Annotated in this window: 17 protein-coding genes; 12 read left to right on the top strand and 5 right to left on the bottom strand. The window is 71.7% G+C overall.

Annotated elements, in window-relative coordinates; translation table 11 throughout:
- Window positions 1-45 precede the first annotated feature (45 nt).
- The 3 genes from ACEZDG_RS27400 to ACEZDG_RS27410 all read left to right on the top strand — a co-directional run bounded on the left by ACEZDG_RS27400 (window position 46) and on the right by ACEZDG_RS27410 (window position 4,603).
- On the top strand, window positions 46-1,056 hold the full coding sequence (locus ACEZDG_RS27400; RefSeq protein WP_380514217.1) for an NAD(P)/FAD-dependent oxidoreductase: 1,011 nt from the start codon (window positions 46-48) through the stop codon (window positions 1,054-1,056).
- Window positions 1,057-1,147: 91 nt separating this feature from the next.
- The gene (locus ACEZDG_RS27405; protein WP_380514219.1) at window positions 1,148-2,698 is read left to right on the top strand and encodes a DHA2 family efflux MFS transporter permease subunit; all 1,551 of its coding nucleotides are present in this window, start codon (window positions 1,148-1,150) and stop codon (window positions 2,696-2,698) included.
- An 84-nt stretch (window positions 2,699-2,782) separates the two neighbouring features.
- Window positions 2,783-4,603, top strand: a complete 1,821-nt coding sequence (locus ACEZDG_RS27410) for an adenylyl cyclase (protein WP_380514221.1) — start codon at window positions 2,783-2,785, stop codon at window positions 4,601-4,603.
- 45 nt (window positions 4,604-4,648) lie between these two features.
- Here the strand turns inward: ACEZDG_RS27410 and ACEZDG_RS27415 are convergent, their stop codons facing one another.
- The gene (locus ACEZDG_RS27415; protein ID WP_380514222.1) at window positions 4,649-5,749 is read right to left on the bottom strand and encodes a M20/M25/M40 family metallo-hydrolase; all 1,101 of its coding nucleotides are present in this window, start codon (window positions 5,747-5,749) and stop codon (window positions 4,649-4,651) included.
- A 68-nt stretch (window positions 5,750-5,817) separates the two neighbouring features.
- Here ACEZDG_RS27415 and ACEZDG_RS27420 point away from each other — a divergent pair, with 68 nt between their 5' ends.
- From ACEZDG_RS27420 to ACEZDG_RS27445, 6 genes are all read left to right on the top strand, one after another.
- Entirely contained in the window at window positions 5,818-6,525 is a 708-nt protein-coding gene (locus tag ACEZDG_RS27420; protein WP_380514224.1) for a TetR/AcrR family transcriptional regulator, read from the top strand.
- Window positions 6,522-7,673 (top strand): FAD-dependent oxidoreductase, encoded by a 1,152-nt coding sequence (locus ACEZDG_RS27425; RefSeq protein WP_380514227.1) that lies wholly within the window; start codon window positions 6,522-6,524, stop codon window positions 7,671-7,673. The genes ACEZDG_RS27420 and ACEZDG_RS27425 overlap by 4 nt, the downstream gene beginning before the upstream one ends.
- A gap of 92 nt (window positions 7,674-7,765) precedes the next feature.
- Window positions 7,766-7,972, top strand: a complete 207-nt coding sequence (locus ACEZDG_RS27430; RefSeq protein ID WP_380514229.1) for a hypothetical protein — start codon at window positions 7,766-7,768, stop codon at window positions 7,970-7,972.
- 99 nt (window positions 7,973-8,071) lie between these two features.
- The gene (locus tag ACEZDG_RS27435) at window positions 8,072-9,175 is read left to right on the top strand and encodes an alpha/beta hydrolase (RefSeq protein WP_380514230.1); all 1,104 of its coding nucleotides are present in this window, start codon (window positions 8,072-8,074) and stop codon (window positions 9,173-9,175) included.
- 15 nt (window positions 9,176-9,190) lie between these two features.
- Window positions 9,191-10,345, top strand: coding sequence for an alpha/beta hydrolase (locus ACEZDG_RS27440; RefSeq protein ID WP_380514232.1), 1,155 nt, complete (start codon window positions 9,191-9,193; stop codon window positions 10,343-10,345).
- 116 nt (window positions 10,346-10,461) lie between these two features.
- Entirely contained in the window at window positions 10,462-12,027 is a 1,566-nt protein-coding gene (locus tag ACEZDG_RS27445) for an oleate hydratase (RefSeq protein WP_380514234.1), read from the top strand.
- A gap of 13 nt (window positions 12,028-12,040) precedes the next feature.
- Here ACEZDG_RS27445 and ACEZDG_RS27450 read toward each other — a convergent pair whose 3' ends face one another.
- Complete coding sequence (locus tag ACEZDG_RS27450; RefSeq protein WP_380514236.1) at window positions 12,041-12,490, bottom strand: toll/interleukin-1 receptor domain-containing protein; 450 nt, start codon at window positions 12,488-12,490, stop codon at window positions 12,041-12,043.
- 52 nt (window positions 12,491-12,542) lie between these two features.
- Here ACEZDG_RS27450 and fxsT point away from each other — a divergent pair, with 52 nt between their 5' ends.
- Window positions 12,543-14,828, top strand: coding sequence for an FxSxx-COOH system tetratricopeptide repeat protein (gene fxsT / locus ACEZDG_RS27455; protein WP_380514238.1), 2,286 nt, complete (start codon window positions 12,543-12,545; stop codon window positions 14,826-14,828).
- A gap of 11 nt (window positions 14,829-14,839) precedes the next feature.
- On the opposite strand, the gene ACEZDG_RS27460 is transcribed toward fxsT, so the two are convergent.
- On the bottom strand, window positions 14,840-16,288 hold the full coding sequence (locus ACEZDG_RS27460) for a glycoside hydrolase family 76 protein (protein WP_380514240.1): 1,449 nt from the start codon (window positions 16,286-16,288) through the stop codon (window positions 14,840-14,842).
- A gap of 135 nt (window positions 16,289-16,423) precedes the next feature.
- On the opposite strand from ACEZDG_RS27460, the gene ACEZDG_RS27465 reads away from it, so the two are divergent.
- Complete coding sequence (locus ACEZDG_RS27465) at window positions 16,424-17,098, top strand: alpha-ketoglutarate-dependent dioxygenase AlkB family protein (protein WP_380514440.1); 675 nt, start codon at window positions 16,424-16,426, stop codon at window positions 17,096-17,098.
- 13 nt (window positions 17,099-17,111) lie between these two features.
- On the opposite strand, the gene ACEZDG_RS27470 is transcribed toward ACEZDG_RS27465, so the two are convergent.
- Both ACEZDG_RS27470 and ACEZDG_RS27475 read right to left on the bottom strand, forming a co-directional pair.
- Window positions 17,112-19,013 carry a carbohydrate binding domain-containing protein gene (locus ACEZDG_RS27470; protein WP_380514242.1) on the bottom strand — a complete coding sequence of 634 codons (1,902 nt, stop codon included), beginning with the start codon at window positions 19,011-19,013 and terminating at the stop codon, window positions 17,112-17,114.
- 188 nt (window positions 19,014-19,201) lie between these two features.
- A complete protein-coding gene (locus ACEZDG_RS27475) occupies window positions 19,202-19,471 on the bottom strand; it encodes a hypothetical protein (RefSeq protein ID WP_380514244.1) in 270 nt (89 codons plus the stop codon).
- A gap of 422 nt (window positions 19,472-19,893) precedes the next feature.
- On the opposite strand from ACEZDG_RS27475, the gene ACEZDG_RS27480 reads away from it, so the two are divergent.
- Window positions 19,894-20,487 (top strand): transglycosylase SLT domain-containing protein, encoded by a 594-nt coding sequence (locus tag ACEZDG_RS27480; RefSeq protein WP_380514246.1) that lies wholly within the window; start codon window positions 19,894-19,896, stop codon window positions 20,485-20,487.
- Window positions 20,488-20,513 lie beyond the last annotated feature (26 nt).

Raw genomic sequence — 20,513 nt, forward strand, 5'->3', positions numbered from 1 at the left:
CTGCTTAGTGTGAACGGGAAAGCACCTGCGAGGAGAGGTACGACCATGCCTGTGACGACTACCGAGTCCGGAGAGATCGGCGCGACCAGCGCCACCGTCGACGCCGTGGTGATCGGCGGTGGCGCCGCCGGGCTGAACGGGGCGCTGATGCTGGCCCGCTCCCGCCGCTCGGTCGTGGTGATCGACAGCGGCACCCCGCGCAACGCCCCCGCCGAGGGCGTGCACGGCCTGCTCGGCCACGACGGCACACCGCCGGCCGAGCTGCTGCGCCTCGGCCGCGCGGAGGTGCGCCGCTACGGCGGCACGGTGGTGTCCGGCGAGGTGACCGCCGCCGCGGCCGACCCGTCCGCGGACGGGGATCCGCGCTTCACCGTCACCCTGGCCGACGGCGGCACCCTGCGGGCCCGCCGCCTGCTGGTCGCCACCGGGCTGCGGGACGTCCTGCCCGACATCGACGGGCTGGCGCCGCACTGGGGGCACAGCGTGGTGCACTGCCCCTACTGCCACGGCTGGGAGGTGCGGGACCAGGCCATCGGCGTTCTGGCGGTGGGCCCGGCCTCGGTCCACCATGCGCTGCTGTTCCGGCAGTTGACCGACGACCTGGTCTACTTCAGCCGCGGCACCGACCTGGACCAGGACACCAGGGAGCGTTTCGCCGCCCGCGGCATCGGGGTCGTGGAGGCCCAGGTCACCGCGGTCGAGTCCACCGGGGCGGGCGGCATCGCGGGCGTGCGGCTGGACGACGGGCGGATCGTGGCCCGCAGCGTCCTCGCGGTGGCGACCACCCTGCGGGCCCGCACCGAGGGGCTGGACGGGCTGAAGCTCCCGCTGCAGGACCTGCCCGGCGGGATGGGCGACCACTTCGCCACCGGTATGGCCGGCACCACCGAGGTCCCGGGCGTGTGGATCGCGGGCAACGCCACCGACCCGATGGCCCAGGTCGGCGCCTCCGCCGCGGGCGGCGCCCTGGCCGGCGCCCACATCAACGCCGACCTGGCCGCCGCCGACACCGACGCGGCCGTGGCCGCCGCGCGACGCGGCACAGCCGGCGCGTGACAGCCGGCGCGTGACGGCCGGCGTGTGAAGGCCGGCGTGTGAAGGCCGGCGTCATCCGTATCCGCATCGCTCCACCGAAAGGCCCGCTCCCATGAGTACGACGCGTCAGCGCCGCTCGATCCTGATCGCCGTCTGCATCGCCCTGATGGCCGTCATCGCCTCGGTGTCCGGGCTCAATGTCGCCCAGCCGGACCTGGCCACCGCGTTCGGCGCCTCGCAGAGCACCGTGCTGTGGATCATCAACATCTACACCGTCAGCCTGGCGGCACTGCTGCTGCCGCTCGGCGCGGTCGGCGACCGGTGGGGCCGCAAACCGGTCCTGCTCACCGGTCTGACCGTCTTCGGCCTGGCCAACGTGGCGGCGGGCCTGGCCACCTCGGCCGAGGCACTGCTCGCCGCCCGGCTGCTCAGCGGCGTCGGCGCGGCGATGATCATGCCGGTCACCCTCGCCGTCATCACCTCGACCTTCCCGGCGGAGGAGCGCGGCCGGGCGATCGGCGTGTGGACCGGGGTGGCCGGCGGCGGTGGCGTGCTGGGCATGTTCCTGTCGGCCGCCCTGGTGGACCTGGCGAGTTGGCGCTGGCTCTTCGTGCTGCCCGTCGCCCTGGTCGCGGTGGCGATCGTCACCACGCTGCGCTCCGTCCCGAATTCGCGCGAGCGGTCGGAGCACACCTTCGACGGCGTCGGCGCGGCGGCCTCGTCCATCGCGGTGGTCGGGCTGATCCTGGTGCTCCAGGAGGGGCCGGAGCGCGGCTGGACCGCGCCGGTGACCCTGCTGAGCCTGCTCGTCGGCGCGGTCGCCGCCACCGCCTTCGTCCTCTGGGAACTGCGCCGGCCGGCTCCCCTGCTCGACGTCCGGCTCTTCCGTGAGCGCGGACCGGCCTCCGGCTCGGTGGCGCTGCTGGTGGTCTTCGGCGTCCAGGCGGGGATCTTCGTGGTGCTCTTCCCCTACTTCCAGGCCGTGCTCGGCTGGTCCGGCCTGCGGTCCACCCTGGCGCTGATGCCGATGGCCGTGCTGATGATGGCGGCCTCCGGGCTCGCCCCCCGGGTGGCCGAGCGCGTCGGAAGCCGCGCGACCATGGCCGCCGGAATCCTGCTGGGCGGCGCGGGACTGGCCCTGATTGCCACCCTGGTCTCGGTCGACGGCGGCTACCTGTCGGTGCTCCCCGGCATGCTCGCCATGGGCCTCGGCATGGGCCTGACGATGACCCCCTCCACCGAGGCCATCACCGGCGCCCTGCCGCGCGAACGCCAGGGCGTGGCGTCCGCGCTCAACGACGTCACCCGGGAGTTCGGCACCGCGCTCGGCGTCGCCCTGCTCGGCGCCCTGCTGTCGGCCGGCTACCGCAGCGCGGTCGACCCCCGGCTCGGTACCGTCCCCAGGGACACCGCCGCCACCGCCCGCGAGGGCATCGCCAACGCCCTGGCCGTCGCCGACCAGGCCGGCCCGCAGGCCCAGGCCCTGATCCGGGCCGCCGCCCGGCAGTCCTTCGTCGACGGCTGGCAGCAGGCCATGTGGGCCGGAGTCGCCGTCATGGCCGCCCTGTTCGTCTACATCCTGGCCCGAGGCCCCCAGCACCCCACCGCCCCGCCCACGCCCACACCCGCGCGCGAAGCCATTGACGCTGCACAATCACGGTGATTCACTGCTCTGGCAGAGAGCGCTCTCTAGCGCTCCCCGATCAGCCGCACCACCCTCTCCCCCACCCACCACAGGGAGCGCGCCATGCCGAACGTCCCAAGCCGCCGTACCGTGCTGCGTACGGCCGCTGTCGCCGCCGCACTGCCACTGGTCGGCCCACTCGCCACCGGCGAGGCGTTCGCCTCGTCGCCGTCCCCGTCGCCCGCCTCGGGCCACGGCCACGGCGGCCACGACGGCGGGCTCGGCGCCAACGTCCTGGTCTTCGACCCGTCGATGAGCGACGCCTCGATCCAGGCGCAGCTGGACGCCGTGTTCGCCACCCAGCAGTCCAACCAGTTCGGCACCGAGCGGTACGCCCTGGCCTTCCGGCCCGGCACCTACCACGTCGACGTCAACGTGGGCTTCTACACCCATGTCCTCGGCCTCGGGTCCTCCCCGGACGACGTGGTGATCAATGGTCATGTCACCGTCGACGCCCAGTGGTTGCAGGGCAACGGCACCCAGAACTTCTGGCGTGCCGCCGAGAACCTGTCCATCGTCCCGCCGGACGGCCTGGAGCGCTGGGCGGTCGCCCAGGCCGGCGGGATGCGGCGGGCCCACATCAAGGGCGACATGTCGCTGTGGCCCAGCCCGCCCGGCAACCAGTGGTCCAGCGGCGGGTACCTGGCCGACAGCGTGGTGGACGGCCAGGTGCAGTCGGGCTCGCAGCAGCAGTGGCTGTCCCGGAACGACAGCTTCGGCAGCTGGACCGGCTCCAACTGGAACATGGTCTTCGTCGGCACCGAGGGCGCCCCGGCGCAGAGCTTCCCCACCCCGCCGATGACCACCGTCGACCGGACCCCGTCGGTCCGCGAGAAGCCGTTCCTGACCATCGCCCACGACGGTTCGTACCACGTCTTCGTGCCCGCCCTGCGGCACAACAGCGCCGGGCCGTCCTGGACCTCCGGGCGGGCGGCCGGGGAGAGCGTCCCGCTGTCCCGCTTCCACGTCGCCAAGCCCGGCGACTCGGCCAGGACCATCAACGAGGCGCTGGCGCGCGGCAGTCACCTGCTCCTCACCCCCGGCGTCTACGCCCTCTCCGGCCCGATCCAGGTGAACCGGCCCGGCACCGTCGTGCTCGGCCTTGGCCTGGCCACGCTCCAGGCCACGCACGACAACGCCCTGATCGAGGTCGCGGACATCGGCGGGGTCTCCATCGCCGGGGTGCTGCTCGAGGCCGGCTCCGCCGCCTCGCCGGTGCTGCTCCGGGTCGGCCACGGCCGCAGCCGTACGTCCCACGCCGCGAACCCCACCGTGCTGTTCGACGTCTACGCCCGGATCGGCGGCGCGGTCGCCGGAGGCGCCGCGGTCAGTGTCCAGCTCGACAGCAACGACGTGATCTGCGACAACCTCTGGCTCTGGCGCGCCGACCACGGGCTGGACAACACCGTCGGCTGGACCGTCAACCCGGCCGACACCGGCTTCCTGGTGAACGGCGACCGCGTGATCGCCTACGGCCTGGCCGTCGAGCACTACCAGAAGTACGAGGTGCTGTGGAAGGGGAACCACGGCCGCACCTACTTCTTCCAGAACGAGCACCCCTACGACGTCCCCACGCAGTCCGCCTGGCGGCACGGCAGCACCAACGGCTACGCCGCCTACAAGGTCGCCGACTCGGTCTCCGACCACCAGGCCTGGGGGCTGGGCAGCTACTGCTTCTTCGACCTGAACGCCGACGTCTACACCGACCGCGCCTACGAGGTCCCCGACACCCGCGGCGTGGTCTTCACCGACCTGATGACCGTCTGCCTCAACGGCCCCGGCGGCGGCGGCATCCTGCACTGCATCAACAACAGCGGAAACCCGGTGCAGAACGGCTTCGGCACCTTCGACATGACCAGCTACTCCAACGGAGTCGCCGGCTAGGACACAGCGAGGGGCCGGCCCGACCGGGCCGGCCCCTCCACCGCGCTACGGGTTCTGAATCGCGTGCACCAAACCGGCGATGAGGTTGGCGCGCTCGGCCATGGCGTCGACCACCAGGTACTCGTGGTCGGCGTGGGCGCCGCCGCCGACGGCGCCGAGGCCGTCGAGGGTGGGCACGCCCAGGGCGGCCGTGAAGTTGCCGTCGCTTCCGCCGCCGACTGCCGTGCCCACGAGGCCCGGGAGCAGCCGCTGGGCCAGCGCGAAGAGCTCGACCGACGCGGATTCGGGCATCGGGGGGCGGCCGACCGCTCCCTCCACCGAGATCTCCGCGCCCGCGACGTGCGGAGCCAGTGCGGCGAAGGCGGCCTCGATCCGCTCCTTCTCGCCGGCCGTCTCGACCCGGACGTCGACGGTGACGACCGCCTCCGCGGGGACGACGTTCTCCAGGGTCCCGGCGGTCGCGACGGTCGGGGTGACCGTCGTGCCGATCTCGGGCCGGCCGAGGGCGGCGATCTCCAGCACCAGGTGCGCGGCCTCGATCAGGGCGTTGACGCCGGCCTCGGGCTCCAGGCCCGCGTGCGACGCCCGGCCGGCCACGGTGACCCAGAAGGTGCCGCAGCCCTTGCGGCCGGTCTTCAGGGCTCCGCCGTCGGCGGACGCCTCCGGCACGAGCACGGCGCCGCAGGCGAGGGCCCGTTCCTCGATGAGCGCGCGGGAGGAGCGGGAGCCGACCTCCTCGTCGGCGGTCACCAGGATCTCGACGCCGGACCAGTCGTCCAGCGTGGCCACACCATGGACGGCCTGGACCAGACCGCCGAGCATGTCGAAGACCCCCGGGCCGGTCGCCCGGCCGTCCTCGATCTTGAACGGGCGGCGTTCGAGGGTGCCGAGCGGGAACACCGTGTCATGGTGACCGAGGATCAGGACCTTGGGCTCCCCGCCGCCGGACCAGTGGACGTGCGGCCCGGCCTCGCTCTCGACCAGGGCGGCGTGCCCGCCGAGACGGCTTTCGACAACGGCGGCGACGGCTTTCGCCGAAGCCTTCAAGGCGTCGAGGTCGCGCGACGGAGACTCGATTTCGACGAGTGTCCTGAGGTCCTCGATCATCGCGTCAACACTCACATGGACGCTCTTGTGCATCGTCATACCGGAAGGATAGCGGTCGACCCTTCAACGAACTTGTTCCTGACGAACATGTTCGTTACCGTGGAGGCATGACAGCACACGCCAGAGAGCCCCGCAGCCGTCGGGAGCGGCCCGCGAAGCCGGCCCTGACCCGGGCCGGGATCATCGGCACCGCAGTCGAGCTGATGCGGGCCGAGGGCCTGGAGCGGGTGACCATGCGCCGTCTGGCGCAGGAGCTCGACACCGGCCCGGCCTCGCTCTACGTCTACGTCCGCAACACCGCCGAGCTGCACGCGGCGATCCTGGACCAGCTGCTCGGCGCGGTCGACCTGACCCCCGCTCAGGCCGACGGCGACTGGCGGGACCGGCTCACCCGCCTGCTCGGCTCCTACCTCGCGGTGCTCTTCGAGCACCCGGCGCTGGCCCGGTCGGCCCTGGTCGCCCGCCCCTCCGGCGAGCACTACCTGGACCTGGTCGAGGCCGTCCTGGCGCTGCTGGGCGAAGGCGGCCTGGCGCCCGCCGGGGCAGCATGGGCGGTGGACCTGCTGCTGCTGTTCACCACCTCGACCGCGGCCGAGCAGTCCACCCGGCGCCAGGCCGCCGACGCCCAGGACGAGTGGGACGCCCTGACCGCGGCCCTTCGGGAGGCCGCGCCGGCCCGGCACCCGCATATCGCCGCCCTCGGCGGCCTGCTGCTCTCCGGGACCGGCGAAGCCCGCCTGGCCTGGGGATTCCAGGCGCTGATCAGCGGCGTTCTGGCCGCACCCGCCCCCGATACCTCTGGGAGTACGCCATGAACCAGCACCACCCCCTCACCATCGTCGGCGCGGGCCTCGGCGGGCTCGTCCTCGCCCGCGTCCTGCACGTCCACGGCATCGAGGCCGTGCTCTACGACCTCGACGCCTCGCCGACCGCCCGCGCCCAGGGCGGGATGCTGGACATCCACGAGGACTCGGGCCAGACCGCGCTGCGCGCCGCCGACCTCTACGAAGAGTTCCGCAAGCTGGTGCTGCCCGGCGGCGAGGCCATGCGGATCCTGGACCAGCACGCCGTCGTCCGGATGGCGGAGGAGGACGAGGGCGACGGCGGGCGCCCCGAGGTGGAGCGCGGCGAGCTGCGCGACCTGCTGCTCGGCTCGCTGCCCGAGGGCGCGGTGCGCTGGGGCTCCAAGGTCACCGCGGCCCGCCCACTGGACGGGGGCGGCCATGAGCTGACCCTCGCCGACGGCACCCGGGTCGGCACCGACCTGCTGATCGGCGCGGACGGCGCCTGGTCCCGGATCCGGCCGCTGGTCTCCGACGCCGTTCCGGTCTACTCGGGCCTGTCCTTCGTCGACTTCGACCTGCTGGACGCCGACACCCGCCACCCCGGGGCGGCCTCCGTCGTCGGCAGCGGGATGCTGTTCGCCCTGGGCGCGGGCAAGGGCTTCCTGGCCCACCGCGAGCCCGACGACAGCCTGCACGTCTACGTCGCGGTGGAGGCGCCCGAGAGCTGGGCGTCCGGGATCGACTTCGGCGACGACAGCGCGGCCAAGGCGGCGGTGCTGGCGCACTTCGACGGCTGGGACCCGAGCCTGCGCGCCCTGGTCGCCGAGGCCGACACCCCGCTGACCCCCCGGCTGATCCACGCGCTGCCCGTCGGCCACCGCTGGGAACGCGTGCCCGGTGTCACCCTGCTCGGCGACGCCGCGCACCTGATGTCCCCGTTCGCCGGCGAGGGCGCCAACCTGGCCATGCTCGACGGCGCCGAACTCGGTCTCGCGCTGGCCGCCCACCCCGGTGACCCCGAGGCCGCGCTCGCCGCCTACGAGGCGGCGCTGTTCCCGCGCAGTGAGGCCGCCGCGGCCGAATCCGCCGCGAACCTGGTGCTCTGCTTCGACCAGGAGGCGCCGCAGAGCCTGGTGGACCAGTTCGCCGGCTTCGCGAGGCTCCGCGAGGCGCGCTGACCGGCGGACGGCCCGTCACCCGTTCGCCGTGCTCCCGTCGCACAGCCGGAGAGCGGTTCCTACCGTGGGAGGAGACCCAGGGAGGGAACGCCATGTATGAGATGCGCGCCGAAGAGACCCGGGCGGCCGAAGCCGCCGTCGTATGGCACGTCGTCAGCAAGGACTCGTCCGCCACGCTGTGCGGGCGGGCCGCACCGGCCGGGGTTCCCGGCGGGGGCGACAAGGAGGCCACCGAGCAGTACTGCGCCCCCTGCATGGCGGCCTTCGGGCAGGCCGTGGAGGTCGGTCGCTCGTCCTGACCCCTCCGGCTGGCAGGGGTTTGAAGTCTGAGTGACGATCAGATGCGGGACCCCGCGACCCCGGGTCCCGCGCCTCGATCCACCAGCTGGAGGAGCACCATGCCCGACGAGCCCATCCCGTCCCGGCCCTTCCGCATGGGACGCCGGGCGGTGGTGTGGACCTCCGCGGCCGTGTGCACGGCCGCGCTGGTGACGGTCGCGGTGCCGGTGATGCGGCACTACGAGATCCCGCCGTTCAGCCAGAAGGGCGACCCCATCACCTACGGCCGCCCGCTCGCCGCGGCGACGGGCGGCACCGGGCGCAGCGGGGACGGCAAGGTCTCCTCGGACGCGGGCACGGTGCTGCCGACCGGGCCGAGGGCGGCGTTCAAGGTCGCGCACACCCTGGACGACGGCACCCACATCGGCGTGGTGACCCTGCACGGGAAGAAGTCCGGCTTCACCGGCAAGGTCTGGGTCTGGGCGCCCAAGGCGTACGACGACCCCAAGTACGCCAACAGCGGCTTCCCGGTGCTGGAGGCGCTGCCCGGCGGCCCCGGCTTCCCGGACAACTACTGGACGGACCCCGGTCTGAAGCTGGAGGAGAGCATCAGCTCGTGGTACCGGTCGGGCCGGAGCAAGCCGTTCCTGCTGGCCATGCCCGTGCTCAACCCGGCCCCGGACACCAACGGGCTCTACTGGGACGGAAGCGACATCCCCGGCCAGCCCAGGATGGGCACCTGGCTGACCCAGGACGTCCCCGACCTGATGCGGGCGAACTTCCGCACGCTCAAGTCCCGTGGCGGATGGGGTTTCCTGGGCTCCTCCAGCGGCGGCTTCGCCGGGCTGAAGGCGGTGCTGAAGGATCCGGGCCGGTTCAAGGCGGTGCTTGCCTCCGGCCCCGACATCGTCCCCGACTCGCCGCTGTGGAAGGGCCATGAGAAGCAGGAGGCGCAGAACAACCCGGAGTTGCTCGCCCAGCAGCTGATCGCCCACAAGGGCCCGGACGTCTACCTCGGCTTCCAGGTCGGCACCCGTGAGAACCCCGAGACCATCGCCGAGGTGAAGAAGTTCGTCGCGACCTACGGCAAGGGGCCGATCCACACCGACCTCCATGTGATCCAGGGCGGCGAGCACAACGCCTACACCTACGTCCCCGCCATGGGCGACGGCCCGATCCAGTGGATCAGCAAGCACCTTGAGGGCCCCACCGCCTCGGGCTGAGAACGGAAGTGGACGATGGGACTCACCAGTCGCAAGTTGGAGCTGCTCGTCGCACTGCTCGCGCTCGCCTGCTTCGCAGCCACGGTCTGGTTCTGGCCCCGGCTGAGCGGACGCAACTGGCGGGCCCCGCTGGGCCGGATGGCCACGCTGATCGCCGGCCAGCTGCTGACGCTGGCCGCGATCGGCCTCGCGGCCAACAACTGGGGTGGCTTCTACAGCTCCTGGGGCGATCTGCTCGGCACCGACCAGGGCGGCGGCGCGGTGTTCACCGCCCGGGCCAACGAGGCGGGCGCCGGGCAGGCCTCGGACGGCGCCGGCGGGGCGGTCCAGGTGCTGGACAGCAGACCGGTCCCGCTGATGCTGAGCGGCGCCGGGGCGCACGCCTCGGGCGGGGTGGTGCAGCAGGTGGCCTTCCACGGCAACGGGACCGGGCTGTCCGAGCGTGGTTACGTCTACCTGCCGCCGCAGTACTTCCAAGCGCCTTACGCCAGGCGGAGGTTCCCGGTCGTGGTGGTGTTCACCGGCTACCCGGGCACCCCGGAGAACCTGATCACCCGGATGAAGTACCCGACGATCGCGGCCCAGGCCATCCACCAGGGCACCATGCAGCCGACGGTGCTGGTGCTGATGCGCCCCTCGGTGGCGGTGCCCAGGGACACCGAGTGCGAGGACGTGCCCGACGGCCCGCAGGCGGAGACCTTCTTCACCGTGGACCTGCACCAGGCCATGGCCGCGCACTACCGGGTCGGCACCGGCGGTCGCGGCTGGGGAGTACTGGGCGACTCCACCGGCGGCTACTGCTCGCTGAAGCTGGCCATGCGCAACCCCTCGGCGTTCACCGCGGCGGCCTCGCTGTCCGGCTACTACAGGGCCGCGGTGGACAGCACCACCGGCGACCTGTTCGGCGGCAACGGCCGGCGGCGCGACGAGAGCGATCTGATGTGGCGTCTGAAGAACCTGCCCGCACCGGATGTGTCGGTACTCGTCGCCAGCAGCCGCGAGGGCGAGGCCGACTACAAGGCCACCCTGGCGTTCGTCGCGGCGGTGCGACCGCCGATGGAGGTGGCCTCGCTCATCCTGCCCAGCGGCGGCCACAACTTCGACACCTGGAACCGGGAGACCCCCACCGCCCTGCCCTGGCTGGTCGGCAGACTGCTGGCCCCCGACTGAGGAACGGTCAAGCGGCTTGCCCGTTTTCCCTCACCCATGACCTGCCCGCATGACCTGCCCGGCCGGGTTCGGCCGGACCGGGGACAACAAACACCACCTGCGAATGGAGCATGACCGTGGCGAAGGCATATCTGGTGGGCAGTGGGATCGCGTCGCTCTCGGCGGCGGCGTTCCTGATCCGCGAAGGCCGGTTCGAGGGACGCGACATCGTCATCCTGGAGGAGCAGGACCGCGAGGGCGGCAGCCTGGACGCGGCCGGCTCCCCGGAGACCGGGTACACCATGCGCGGCGGGCGGATGTTCGAGGTGCACTTCGACTGCACCTACGACCTGCTCTCCTCGATCCCCTCCCTGGACGACCCGTCGAAGTCGGTCACCGAGGACACCTTCGCCTTCCACGACGACTTCGCCTGGGACGACCACGCCCGCCTGGTGGACGCCGCCGGCAAGGTCATCGACGCGCACTCGATGACCTTCACCGAGCGCGACCGGCTGGAGCTGGTCACCTGCGTGGCCACCCCGGAGAAGCTGCTGAACGGCAAGCGCATCGCCGACCTGTTCCACCCCGAGTTCTTCAACACCAACTTCTGGGCGATGTGGTGCACCACCTTCGCCTTCGAGCCCTGGCACAGCGCGATCGAGTTCCGCCGCTACCTCAACCGCTTCGTGCACCTGTTCAAGACCTTCGACACCATGTCCGGGATCTACCGCACCAAGTTCAACCAGTTCGACTCCATCGTCCGGCCGCTGCTGGCCTGGCTCACCGAGCAGGGCGTCACCCTGCAGCTCGGCACCCGCGTCACCGACCTGCGCCTGGCTCCCGGCGACGCGCTGACGGTGCGGGCGATCACCTGGGAACGCGGCGGGGAGAGCGAGGAGGTGGAGCTGGCGGCGGACGACCTGGTGCTGGTGACCAACGGGTCGATGACCGCCAATTCCACCCTGGGCTCCACCGACACCGTCCCGGCGCTGGACACCTCCTCGTCCAGCGGCGCCTGGGCGCTGTGGGAGACCTTGGCCGCCAAGCGCCCCGGCCTGGGCGACCCGAGCGTCTTCAACTCCTCGGTGAAGGACTCCACCTGGGAGTCCTTCACGGTCACCACCAAGGACCCGGTCTTCTTCAAGCTGATGGAGCAGTTCAGCGGCAGCGAGGCCGGCAAGGGCGGGCTGATCACCTTCAAGGACTCCAACTGGCTGCTGACGATCGTGCTCAACCACCAGCCGCACTTCCGCGAGCAGCCCGAGGACACCTTCGTGTGGTGGGGCTACGCCCTCTTCCCGGACAAGGAGGGCGACTTCGTCAAGAAGCCGATGGCGCGGTGCACCGGCCGCGAGATCCTCGACGAGGTGCTGCGGCACCTGCGCTTCGCCGAGCGCGAGCAGATCCTCGAGGGCTCGATCGTGCTGCCCGCGCTGATGCCCTACATCACCAGCCAGTTCCTGGTCCGCAAGGCGGGCGACCGCCCCCAGGTGGTGCCGAAGGGCTCCACGAACCTGGCCTTCATCGGCCAGTACGCCGAGGTTCCCGACGACGTCGTCTTCACCGTCGAGTACTCCGTCCGCACCGCCTGGACCGCCGTGGCCACCCTCCTCGAGCTCGACCGGCAGCCCCCGCCGCTCTACAAGGGCGGCCACGACCCCAAGATCCTGGTCGAGGCCCTGCAGACCCTGCACCGACGCTGATCCGCCCGGCCTTCTAGCTCTTCGGGCCGCCGGGGAAGGCGGGAGCGCTGGTGGGGGGCCTGGGGCCGCGGACGGCCTCCACCAGCGTGGCGGCGGCCTCGGACTCCTCCAGTCCGTACAGCTCCCGCCAGATCCGCGGCGCCAGGATCGGCGGCAGGTCGCCGGCCTTCAGGGGCTCGATCAGCACGGGGACGAGACGGCCCCTGAGGGCCAGCACAGCCGTCCACTCCTCCTTGGTGAACCGCCCCGCGGCGAAGTACGCGGGCGAGAACAGGGCGATGACCGCGGACGAGTTCGCCAGCGCCTGGCTCATCCGCTCGATGAAGTCGTCCCCCGGACCCCAGTGCCAGGCGGCCAACTCCACCTCAAAACCTGCCTGTTGCAGATTCCAGCCGACCCACTCGGCCCACTTCCGGTCTGGGCCCGCATAACTGACGAAGATCCGATCCGAACTCCCCGACATTCCGCCCCCTAGGTATTCGACGCAATATACTCCGTCTGGCTTTGGGGGTTCGGTGGAACTGTTTGTCAGTCATGCGGGGGCGGACCGGGCCTGGGCGGAGTGGGTGGCCTGGGAACTGACCGACGCGGGCCACACCGTCGAACTCGACGCTTGGCACTGGGCGGCGGGCGACAACTTCATCGCGAAGATGAACGATGCCCTGGCCGGCGGTGCCCGGATGGTGGCGCTGCTGTCGGAGGCCTATTTCGAGCCCAGCCGCTTCACCACCGAGGAGTGGACGGCGGTACTGGCGGCGAAGGAGCAGCTGGTCCCGCTGCGGATCGACGCCACCGCGCCCCTCCCCCTGTTCCGCGCCCTGCTGGCGCCCGCCCTGTACGGCCTGCCCGAGGCCGAGGCCCGGACGGTGTTGCTGCGTGCGGTGGCGGGCGCGCCCGGCCGCCCCGGCAGCAGACCGCCGTTCCCCACCAACGCCGGCCGGTTGCGCACGTCGGGGCCGCGGTTGCCGGGCAGTCTCCCCCCGGTGTGGAACATCCCGCTGCGCAACCCCGGGTTCATGGGCCGCGACGGCATGCTGGTCCGCCTGCGCGAGGCCCTCACCGCAGCCGGCGGGCGTCCGGTGACGGTGCACGCCCTGAACGGGCGCGGCGGTCTCGGCAAGACGCAACTGGCGATCGAGTACGCGCACCGCTTCTCCGGCGAGTACGAACTCGCCTGGTGGATCAACGCCGAGGACCCCGCCCTGGTCCCCGACCAACTCGCCGCCCTCGCCGTCAAAACCGGCGCGGCCCAGCCCGACACCCCACCCACCGAAGCCTGCCAAGCGCTGACGGAGGAACTGCGCACCCGGGCCAGATGGCTGCTGGTCTTCGACAACGCCGAGGAGCCCGCCGCCCTGGCCCCGCACCTGCCCGGCGGGCCGGGCCATGTTCTGATCACCTCCCGCAACCCGCGCTGGCTCACCTACGCCAAGCCCCTCGACGTGGACGTCTTCGCCCGCGACGAATCCACTGCCCTGCTCCACACCCGCGTCCCCACCCTGAACCGACCCGACGCGGACCGACTCGCCCAGGAGTTGGACGATCTCCCCCTCGCCCTGGCCCAGGCCGCAGCCGTCCTGGCCGACGGCATGACCCTGGCCCAGTACCGCGACCTGTTCACCAGCCACACCGCTCAGATCATGGACGAGGGGCAGCCCGAGGACTACCCGGTCTCCCTGGCCGCCCAGATCCGCCTCAGCAGCAACCGCCTGGCCACCAGCCACCCCGGGGCCTGGCTGCTGTTGCAGGCCTGCGCGCTGCTGGCCCCCGAACCCTTCCCGCTGCACAGCTGCACCCAACCGGTGGCCGACCCGCCCCCCGAACTCGCCGACCTGCTGGGCCACCCCCTGGCCGCCCGCAAAGCGCTCCGCGTACTCGCCCGCCTGGGCCTGGCCCGGGCCCAGGACGGGACCGTGCAACTGCACCGCCTCACCCAGGCCGTACTCCGCGACCAGCTCACCGACGAGCAGCGCACCCGCGCCCAGCACGCTGCCGAAACCCTCCTGGACGCTGCCGCCCCCACCGGCACCGATGATCCGGCAACCTGGCCCGCCTGGGCTGCCCTGATCCCCCACCTGTTGGCCGTCGACCCGGCCGCACTGACCACCGAGTCAGGACAGGGCGCAGCACGCGATGCATGCTGGTACCTGCTGGACCGGGCCAACACCGCCACCGCTCTGCCCCGCCTCGAGCACCTGTACCACGTGTGGGCGCAGCAGTACGGCCCCGACCACGAGGCGACCTTGTGGACCGCCACCTACCTGGCCCGCGCCTATGACGACACCGGCGATCACGCCGGGGCTCGCGACCTGGACCAGGACATCCTCAGGCGCCGTCGTCATGAGTTCGGCGACGACCATCCTGACACCTTGGCCAGTGCCCACAACCTCGCCATCCGGCTGGCCTCGCTCGGAGAGGTCGAGGCTGCCCGCGACCTGGGGCAGGACACCTTGGAGCGCCGCCGCCGAATCCTGGGCGAGGACATCCCCGACACCCTCTCCAGCGCCAGCAACCTCGCCGGCGACCTGATCACGCTGGGAGAGACCGAGGCCGCCCGCGACCTGGCCCAGGACACCCTGCAACGTGGCCGCCGCGTCCTGGGCGACGACCACCCCGCCACCCTCTTCAGCGCCCACAACCTCGCCATCGCCCTGGCCGCGCTGGGAGAGACCGAGGCCGCCCGCGACCTGGCCGAGGACACCTTGGAACGCCGCCGCCGCGTCCTGGGCGACGACCACCCCAGCACCCTCTCCACCGCCCGCGTCCTCGCCACCCTGACGAGCCACACACCTGGCCCGTAGGGCGACCCCCCTCAGGGGGCCGCGTTCATCAGGTCGAGCGCGCTCTGCTGCCGGGCCGCGTCCGTGGCGTCCAACGGGCCGGACCAGTGCAGGCCGTACTGGTCCAGGGCGTTGCGGTCGGCGGCGTAGGCGCGAGCCGCCTGGCGGTCCAGGTAGGCGCTGTACGGGTGGTCGGCCAGCACCGTGTTGAGCTTGCCGAGTCCGCGTACGTCCGCGCCCTTGAAGGACGGCCCGTCGGCCCCGCAGTCGCCGCTCTCGCAGGGGTCGCGGAGGATGCCGTCGCTGGTGTTGAGCAGGGCGGAGGTGGTGGAGGCGTCGGCGATCTGACGGGCCGTCGTCAGCAGCGCGGCGTTGTTCGTGGCGCGGTAGAGCTCGGTGAGGCCGCCGAGCAGCGCGCCCTGGTTGTAGGACCACACCGTGCTGCCGTCGTTGCGGCAGGTCGACAGGCTGGTCCCGTCGTTGACCAGGTGCGAGCTGTTGACCAGCCCGACCGCCTGGAACCAGCTCCAGTCCGCCTGCGCGCGCTGCAGGTACGCGGTGTCGCCCGGGATCCGGTTGTGCAGGGCCGCGTTGAGCTCGATGTAGAGCGAGTTGGGGATGGCGTTCTTCGTGGTCTTCGCCGTGCTCCACCACACCCCGCCCCCGCAGGTGCCGTCCCACAGCGTGGCCATGTAGTCGGCGTCGGCGCGGGCGGTGTTCAGGTAGCGCGAGTCGCCGGTCCGGTCGTACGCGGCCACCCAGGTCAGGCCCCACCACCCGGTGTCGTCCACGTAGTTGTTGCGGAACTGCCCGGCGCCGGCGTTGACGTTGAGGTCGTAGGTGCGCGCGATGGCGTAGCTGTAGCTGCCCATCCCGGTCACCTGGATGTTGTCGATGACCGCGTGGAGCGCGTTCGCGGAGTTCCACCAACCGGTCGTGTCGAACAGGCCGGTGCCGTAGTCGTAGAACTCCATCTCGGCGGTGGCCGCCGCGGTGCGCCGGTCGCCCGCGTTCCAGGTGGAGCGGGCCCAGGCCGTGCAGGCGATGTCGGGACGGTCGCCGGCCTTCCCGCAGGCCCGCAGCGCGCCGACGCCGTTGTTGTTCCAGTCGTCGACGTTGTACATGCCGGTACGCCAGCCCGCGCTGCCCGCCGGGATCACGGTGTCGCCGAGCTTGCTGCCGGAGGCCCAGCTGCGACCGCCGTCGAAGGACCGGTCGAGCCAGACCTCGTCACCGGGGCTGCCGTTGGTGATGGATCCCCAGCCCATCGCGTCGGCGTCGTCCAGGTGCAGGGTGATCGAGCGGGAGAACAGCACGGTGCTGACCGGCACCCGGTCCCCCGGGCTCAGGGCCGGATCCCGCCCGTCGCAGTACTTGTTGCAGATCGACGCCGCCGCGGCCGACGTTCCCTCAGCGACCGCGAACGACAACGTTATCAAGAGAGCCAGCACTACGGCCAGGACCGACCTCGAAGCCTTCATGGGGGGCAAACTAGCCATCTGCCGCGAACACGTCAATGACCTGGGCGCACCCCGGTGCAGCGGATGCGCGAGCGCGCCAGGGCCCAGTCCCGGGCCACCGCTACCCTGGTCCCGCCCCCGCCCGAGGAGAAGACCATGGCCGCCGACGGACTGTTCCCGCTGCCCGCCCCGCCTCGCCGGCAGCTCGCCCCCGGCGCGGTCCACGTGCCCGGGTGGCTCGACCCGCCGCGGCAGCGGCAGCTGGCCGCCGCCTGCCGGGACTGGGCCCTGGGCCCGGTCCCGGCACGGGCCGCGGTGCTGCCCGGCGGGGCCCGGATGTCGGTGCGCACCGTGTGCCTGGGATGGCACTGGCAGCCCTACCGCTACAGCCGCACCGCGGACGACGCCGGCGGCGGCCGGGTCGCCGAACTGCCGGACTGGCTGGCCGACCTGGGCCGCGCCGCCCTCGCCGACGCCTGGCAGGACCACGCGGCGGCCCGCGACTACCGGCCCGACACCGCGCTGATCAACTTCTACCAGGGCAGCGCCCGGATGGGCATGCACCAGGACAAGGACGAGCGCAGCGACCAGCCGGTGGTCTCCTTCAGCATCGGCGACTCCTGCCTGTTCCGCTTCGGCAACCCGGACACCCGGAACAGGCCCTACACCGACGTGGAGCTGGCCTCCGGGGACGTCTTCGTCTTCGGAGGCCCCTCCCGCTTCTGCTACCACGGCGTGCCGAAGACGATCCCGGGCACCGCGCCCGACGATTCGGGCCACCAGGCCGGCCGGATCAACATCACCCTGCGCCGCACCGGCCTGGCGGACTGACCCGAGTGTGCCGTCAGGGCAGCGGCGTCGGCTTGGCCAGGTAGGACTGGGTGCGGGTGACCCAGTAGTCCGAGTCGCTGGGCGTGCTCTGGTAGCTGCCCACCATCTCCGGCACCCCGTAGGTCCCGGAGCCCGTGCCGGCGCCGAACAGGATCGCCACCACGCCGTCCGCCGCCGCCTCCGGGATGTGCGAGCCCCAGCTGACGGTGCTTCCGCTGACGGTCACCTTGGGGTCGGCGCCCGGGTTGCTGCTGTAGAAGGCCAGGTTGTTGCCGCTGCTGGTGAACGAGTCGCCGTAGAAGAAGGTGGCCGCCGAGTCCTCGTCCTGATTGGCCGAGACGTCGTTCAGGGCGGGGAACTTCCCGGAGGCGTTCCAGTAGGTCGGGCTGGGGGTGAGGGTGGAGTTGAGGTGCCCGGTCGGCAGCTGCCAGAGGACGGCCGGCAGCCCGATGGACTGGCGGATGGTCTTCACATAGAGCAGGTAGTTGCTCCAGTGCGCGTCATTGAGGTAGCGGATGTCCCCGGCCGGGTTCGGGTCGTTCAGGACGCCGAAGTCCTGCCCCCACTGGTCGAAGGCGACGAAGTCGGCGTCGTAGCCGATGCCGGCCGTCTTGGCGAAGTTCGCAACCTGGGTGGCCACGTTGGCCACCGACTGCTGGCCCGCCGTCCAGCCCATGGTGTCGGTGTCCTTCAGCGCGTCGCGGACTCCCCAGGTGTTGACCTGCCAGCCGACGAAGGCCGTCGGGTCGTACTTCTTGACGGCGTAGTCGATCGCCTGCACCAGGCCCTTCAGGTTGTTGCCGAAGGCCGGGTCGCTCCCGCTCGACAGCACGCCCGAGGAGTACGCCGCGCTGGTGGCGGCCGGGAACCTGCTCGCGTCATTGCCGTACTGGGCCGCGTAGTTCTGCTCCAGGTAGCCGAGCATGTCCGGCTCGATCACCCAGCCGACCGGCTTGCCCGGCGCCGCCGTCTGCGCGGCCTGGGCGGCGGACTTGAGGGCCTGGAAGTAGGTGGTCAGCCAACTGGCGCTCTGCATGTTGGTGTAGTCGACGCTGGTCCCGTCGACATTGCCGTTCATGCCGTAGTCGACCAGCACCGGTGTCATCCCGAACTGCTCGGAGTGGGTGACCATGGTGGTCGTGGTGGTGGCCCAGTTCGCGAAGTCGCCGCCGATCAGGTACTCGTAGCCGTAGTCCGGCAGCTTGCCGTGCGACTTGAGCGTGGTGAAGAACGCGTCGACGGTGCTGCCCGGGGTGTAGACGGAGCCGATCGAGAAGTAGCTGGGGTGCCAGGCCGCCCCGCCGGTGCCCCCGGTGCCGGTCGGCGTGGGGGTCGGCGTCGGAGTGGGCGTGGGGGTCGGCGTAGGAGTAGGGGTGGGCGTCGGCGTGGGGGTCTGGCTGGGCGGCGGGGTCGTCGTGCCGCCGGGGCCGGTCAGCACCACGTCGTCGGCCTTGTAGGGCCCCTGTCCGTACCAGCCGTGCAGGTAGACGGTGATCGACGTGGTCGAGGCGCCGGTGGTGAACGAGGTGGTGAGCTGCTGCCAGCTGGTCGCGGACGGGGTCCAGGTGGAGTTGCCGGTGTCGGCGCCCAGATAGACATAGGGGCCCTCGACATACGCCGACAACGTGTAGGTCGCATTGGGCAGCACCGCGACGGTCTGCGTGCACTGTGCGTCGGAGGACGCGGTCGGTACGCCGGAGAGCGCGTGCGTGCCGGCGTGGACCGGGGTGGTCACCACCGACCCGGTACCGGCGTCGCAGGTCCAACCGGACAGGGTGCCGGTCTCGAAGCCAGGATTGGCGAGCAGATTGGTACTCGCCGCGCTGGCGGTCCGGTCCAGCACGGTGATGCCGAGCAGGACCAGGCCGGCGGCGGTCAGAGCGGCGACCGCTCGGTTTCTCTTGCGTCGGTGCACAGTGCTGCCTCCTGGCGGGGGATGTACCTGACAAAAAGGGGCTTTCCCGAACAGTGGCGCAGCGCCCGCCAGGGCGTCAAGGGTCTAGACCACAACATGAGGAGCCACTAGGACTCCCTTGATGCTCAGTCAAAAGTCGGCGCAGCAAAGGCCCCCGCCCACCTGCGGTGGACGGGGGCCGGTAGACCTCAGTGCGCGGAGTGCCGCTCGGCGCCGCGGTGCCGGTGTCCCGGCTGCTCGCTGTGCAGCGCGGCGGACGGGACGGAGGCCGGCCCGGCGGCCCACCCCCTCGCCCGGTGCGCGAACCCGGGCCCGGCCGGACCCGAGGCCGGGCCGGGGGACGGAGCGTCACCCTGGGTCACGATCGGCGACGCGGAGACGGACGAAAGCGTCAGCCCCCTGTTGTGCAGGAAGTCCTCGGCCTCATACCAATGCTTTCGGGACGGTTGCCTGGTCATCCTGGTCCTCCCTTCATCCCCCCGCACGGTCGCTTTGGGCGATTCATCACCATTCTAGTGACCTAGCACACGTCTGTGTCCTCGCTCACGCCTTGTGATTACTGGGCTCTCCACAGCCCCACTGTGGCGTCCCGCACTTTTGGCCAAGGTTCCTTGGCGCACGGCGGTGCCGCGTGTGACGGTTGAGGAACAGGCGGATCAACAACCTGTTGAGCGCACAGCGCAGCGAAACGACCGACCCCCTGTCCGGGTCCGTCCCACGCCGCTGCCCGCCTCCCCCGCTCGATGCGACCTGTCGTCGAATCACCGCCGAGCGGCCCACGCCCACGCCGTCGCTGCATCGCGGATCCCCGAGTCCCCGGCCGTCCGGCCGCGAGACCGCGATCCCATGCCGCCTGCCGGCCCTTGCACCTTGGAGTGTCATGCACGTCAACGCCCGCACGTCCGCAGGTTTCGCCGCGTACATCGTGCTCGCGTCCACCCTGGCGACCGGTACGGCCTTCGCGGCCGGCAGCAGCCAGCCCGATGCCGCCCCCGCCCACACCGCCACCGTCGCCGCGCACACCCCCGCCAAGGCGCCCGCCAAGGCCCCCGCCGTCGTGAAGGCGGCGGCCAAGGCGCCCGCCAAGGCCGCCGCGAAGCAGCCCGCCAAGAAGGCCGCCAAGAAGGCCGCGGCGGTCAGCTACCCGAACAACCTGGACGGCTGGATCGCCGAGGCCCGCCACATCCTGGCGCAGCACGGCGACAAGGTCCCCAGCGCCTCCGCGATCAAGGCACGGGCCATGACCGAGTCCTCCGGCAACCCGCACGCCGAGAACCACTGGGACGAGAACGAGTCGCTCTACGGCGGCACCTACGGCCTGCTCCAGACGATCAAGCCCACCTTCGCCGAGTGGAGCCTGCCCGGGCACAAGGACATCGTCGACCCGGTCGACTCCATCATCGCCGGCGTCCGCTACGCCAACGACCGCTACGGATCCTTCGAGAACGTCGCCTACACCAAGCAGGGTTACTGACCCCTCGCCCTGTGAAAGCCGGGTCG

The sequence above is a fragment of the Streptacidiphilus alkalitolerans genome (assembly GCF_042511045.1).
Classification (GTDB): domain Bacteria; phylum Actinomycetota; class Actinomycetes; order Streptomycetales; family Streptomycetaceae; genus Streptacidiphilus; species Streptacidiphilus alkalitolerans.

Bases quoted from the DNA above. Each gene is read 5' to 3' on its own strand.
- ACEZDG_RS27400 (WP_380514217.1), top strand. From the start codon at position 46: ATGCCTGTGACGACTACCGAGTCCGGAGAGATCGGCGCGACCAGCGCC.
- ACEZDG_RS27405 (WP_380514219.1), top strand. From the start codon at position 1,148: ATGAGTACGACGCGTCAGCGCCGCTCGATCCTGATCGCCGTCTGCATC.
- ACEZDG_RS27410 (WP_380514221.1), top strand. From the start codon at position 2,783: ATGCCGAACGTCCCAAGCCGCCGTACCGTGCTGCGTACGGCCGCTGTC.
- ACEZDG_RS27415 (WP_380514222.1), bottom strand. From the start codon at position 5,749: ATGACGATGCACAAGAGCGTCCATGTGAGTGTTGACGCGATGATCGAG.
- ACEZDG_RS27420 (WP_380514224.1), top strand. From the start codon at position 5,818: ATGACAGCACACGCCAGAGAGCCCCGCAGCCGTCGGGAGCGGCCCGCG.
- ACEZDG_RS27425 (WP_380514227.1), top strand. From the start codon at position 6,522: ATGAACCAGCACCACCCCCTCACCATCGTCGGCGCGGGCCTCGGCGGG.
- ACEZDG_RS27430 (WP_380514229.1), top strand. From the start codon at position 7,766: ATGTATGAGATGCGCGCCGAAGAGACCCGGGCGGCCGAAGCCGCCGTC.
- ACEZDG_RS27435 (WP_380514230.1), top strand. From the start codon at position 8,072: ATGCCCGACGAGCCCATCCCGTCCCGGCCCTTCCGCATGGGACGCCGG.
- ACEZDG_RS27440 (WP_380514232.1), top strand. From the start codon at position 9,191: ATGGGACTCACCAGTCGCAAGTTGGAGCTGCTCGTCGCACTGCTCGCG.
- ACEZDG_RS27450 (WP_380514236.1), bottom strand. From the start codon at position 12,490: ATGTCGGGGAGTTCGGATCGGATCTTCGTCAGTTATGCGGGCCCAGAC.
- ACEZDG_RS27460 (WP_380514240.1), bottom strand. From the start codon at position 16,288: ATGAAGGCTTCGAGGTCGGTCCTGGCCGTAGTGCTGGCTCTCTTGATA.
- ACEZDG_RS27465 (WP_380514440.1), top strand. From the start codon at position 16,424: ATGGCCGCCGACGGACTGTTCCCGCTGCCCGCCCCGCCTCGCCGGCAG.
- ACEZDG_RS27475 (WP_380514244.1), bottom strand. From the start codon at position 19,471: ATGACCAGGCAACCGTCCCGAAAGCATTGGTATGAGGCCGAGGACTTC.
- ACEZDG_RS27480 (WP_380514246.1), top strand. From the start codon at position 19,894: ATGCACGTCAACGCCCGCACGTCCGCAGGTTTCGCCGCGTACATCGTG.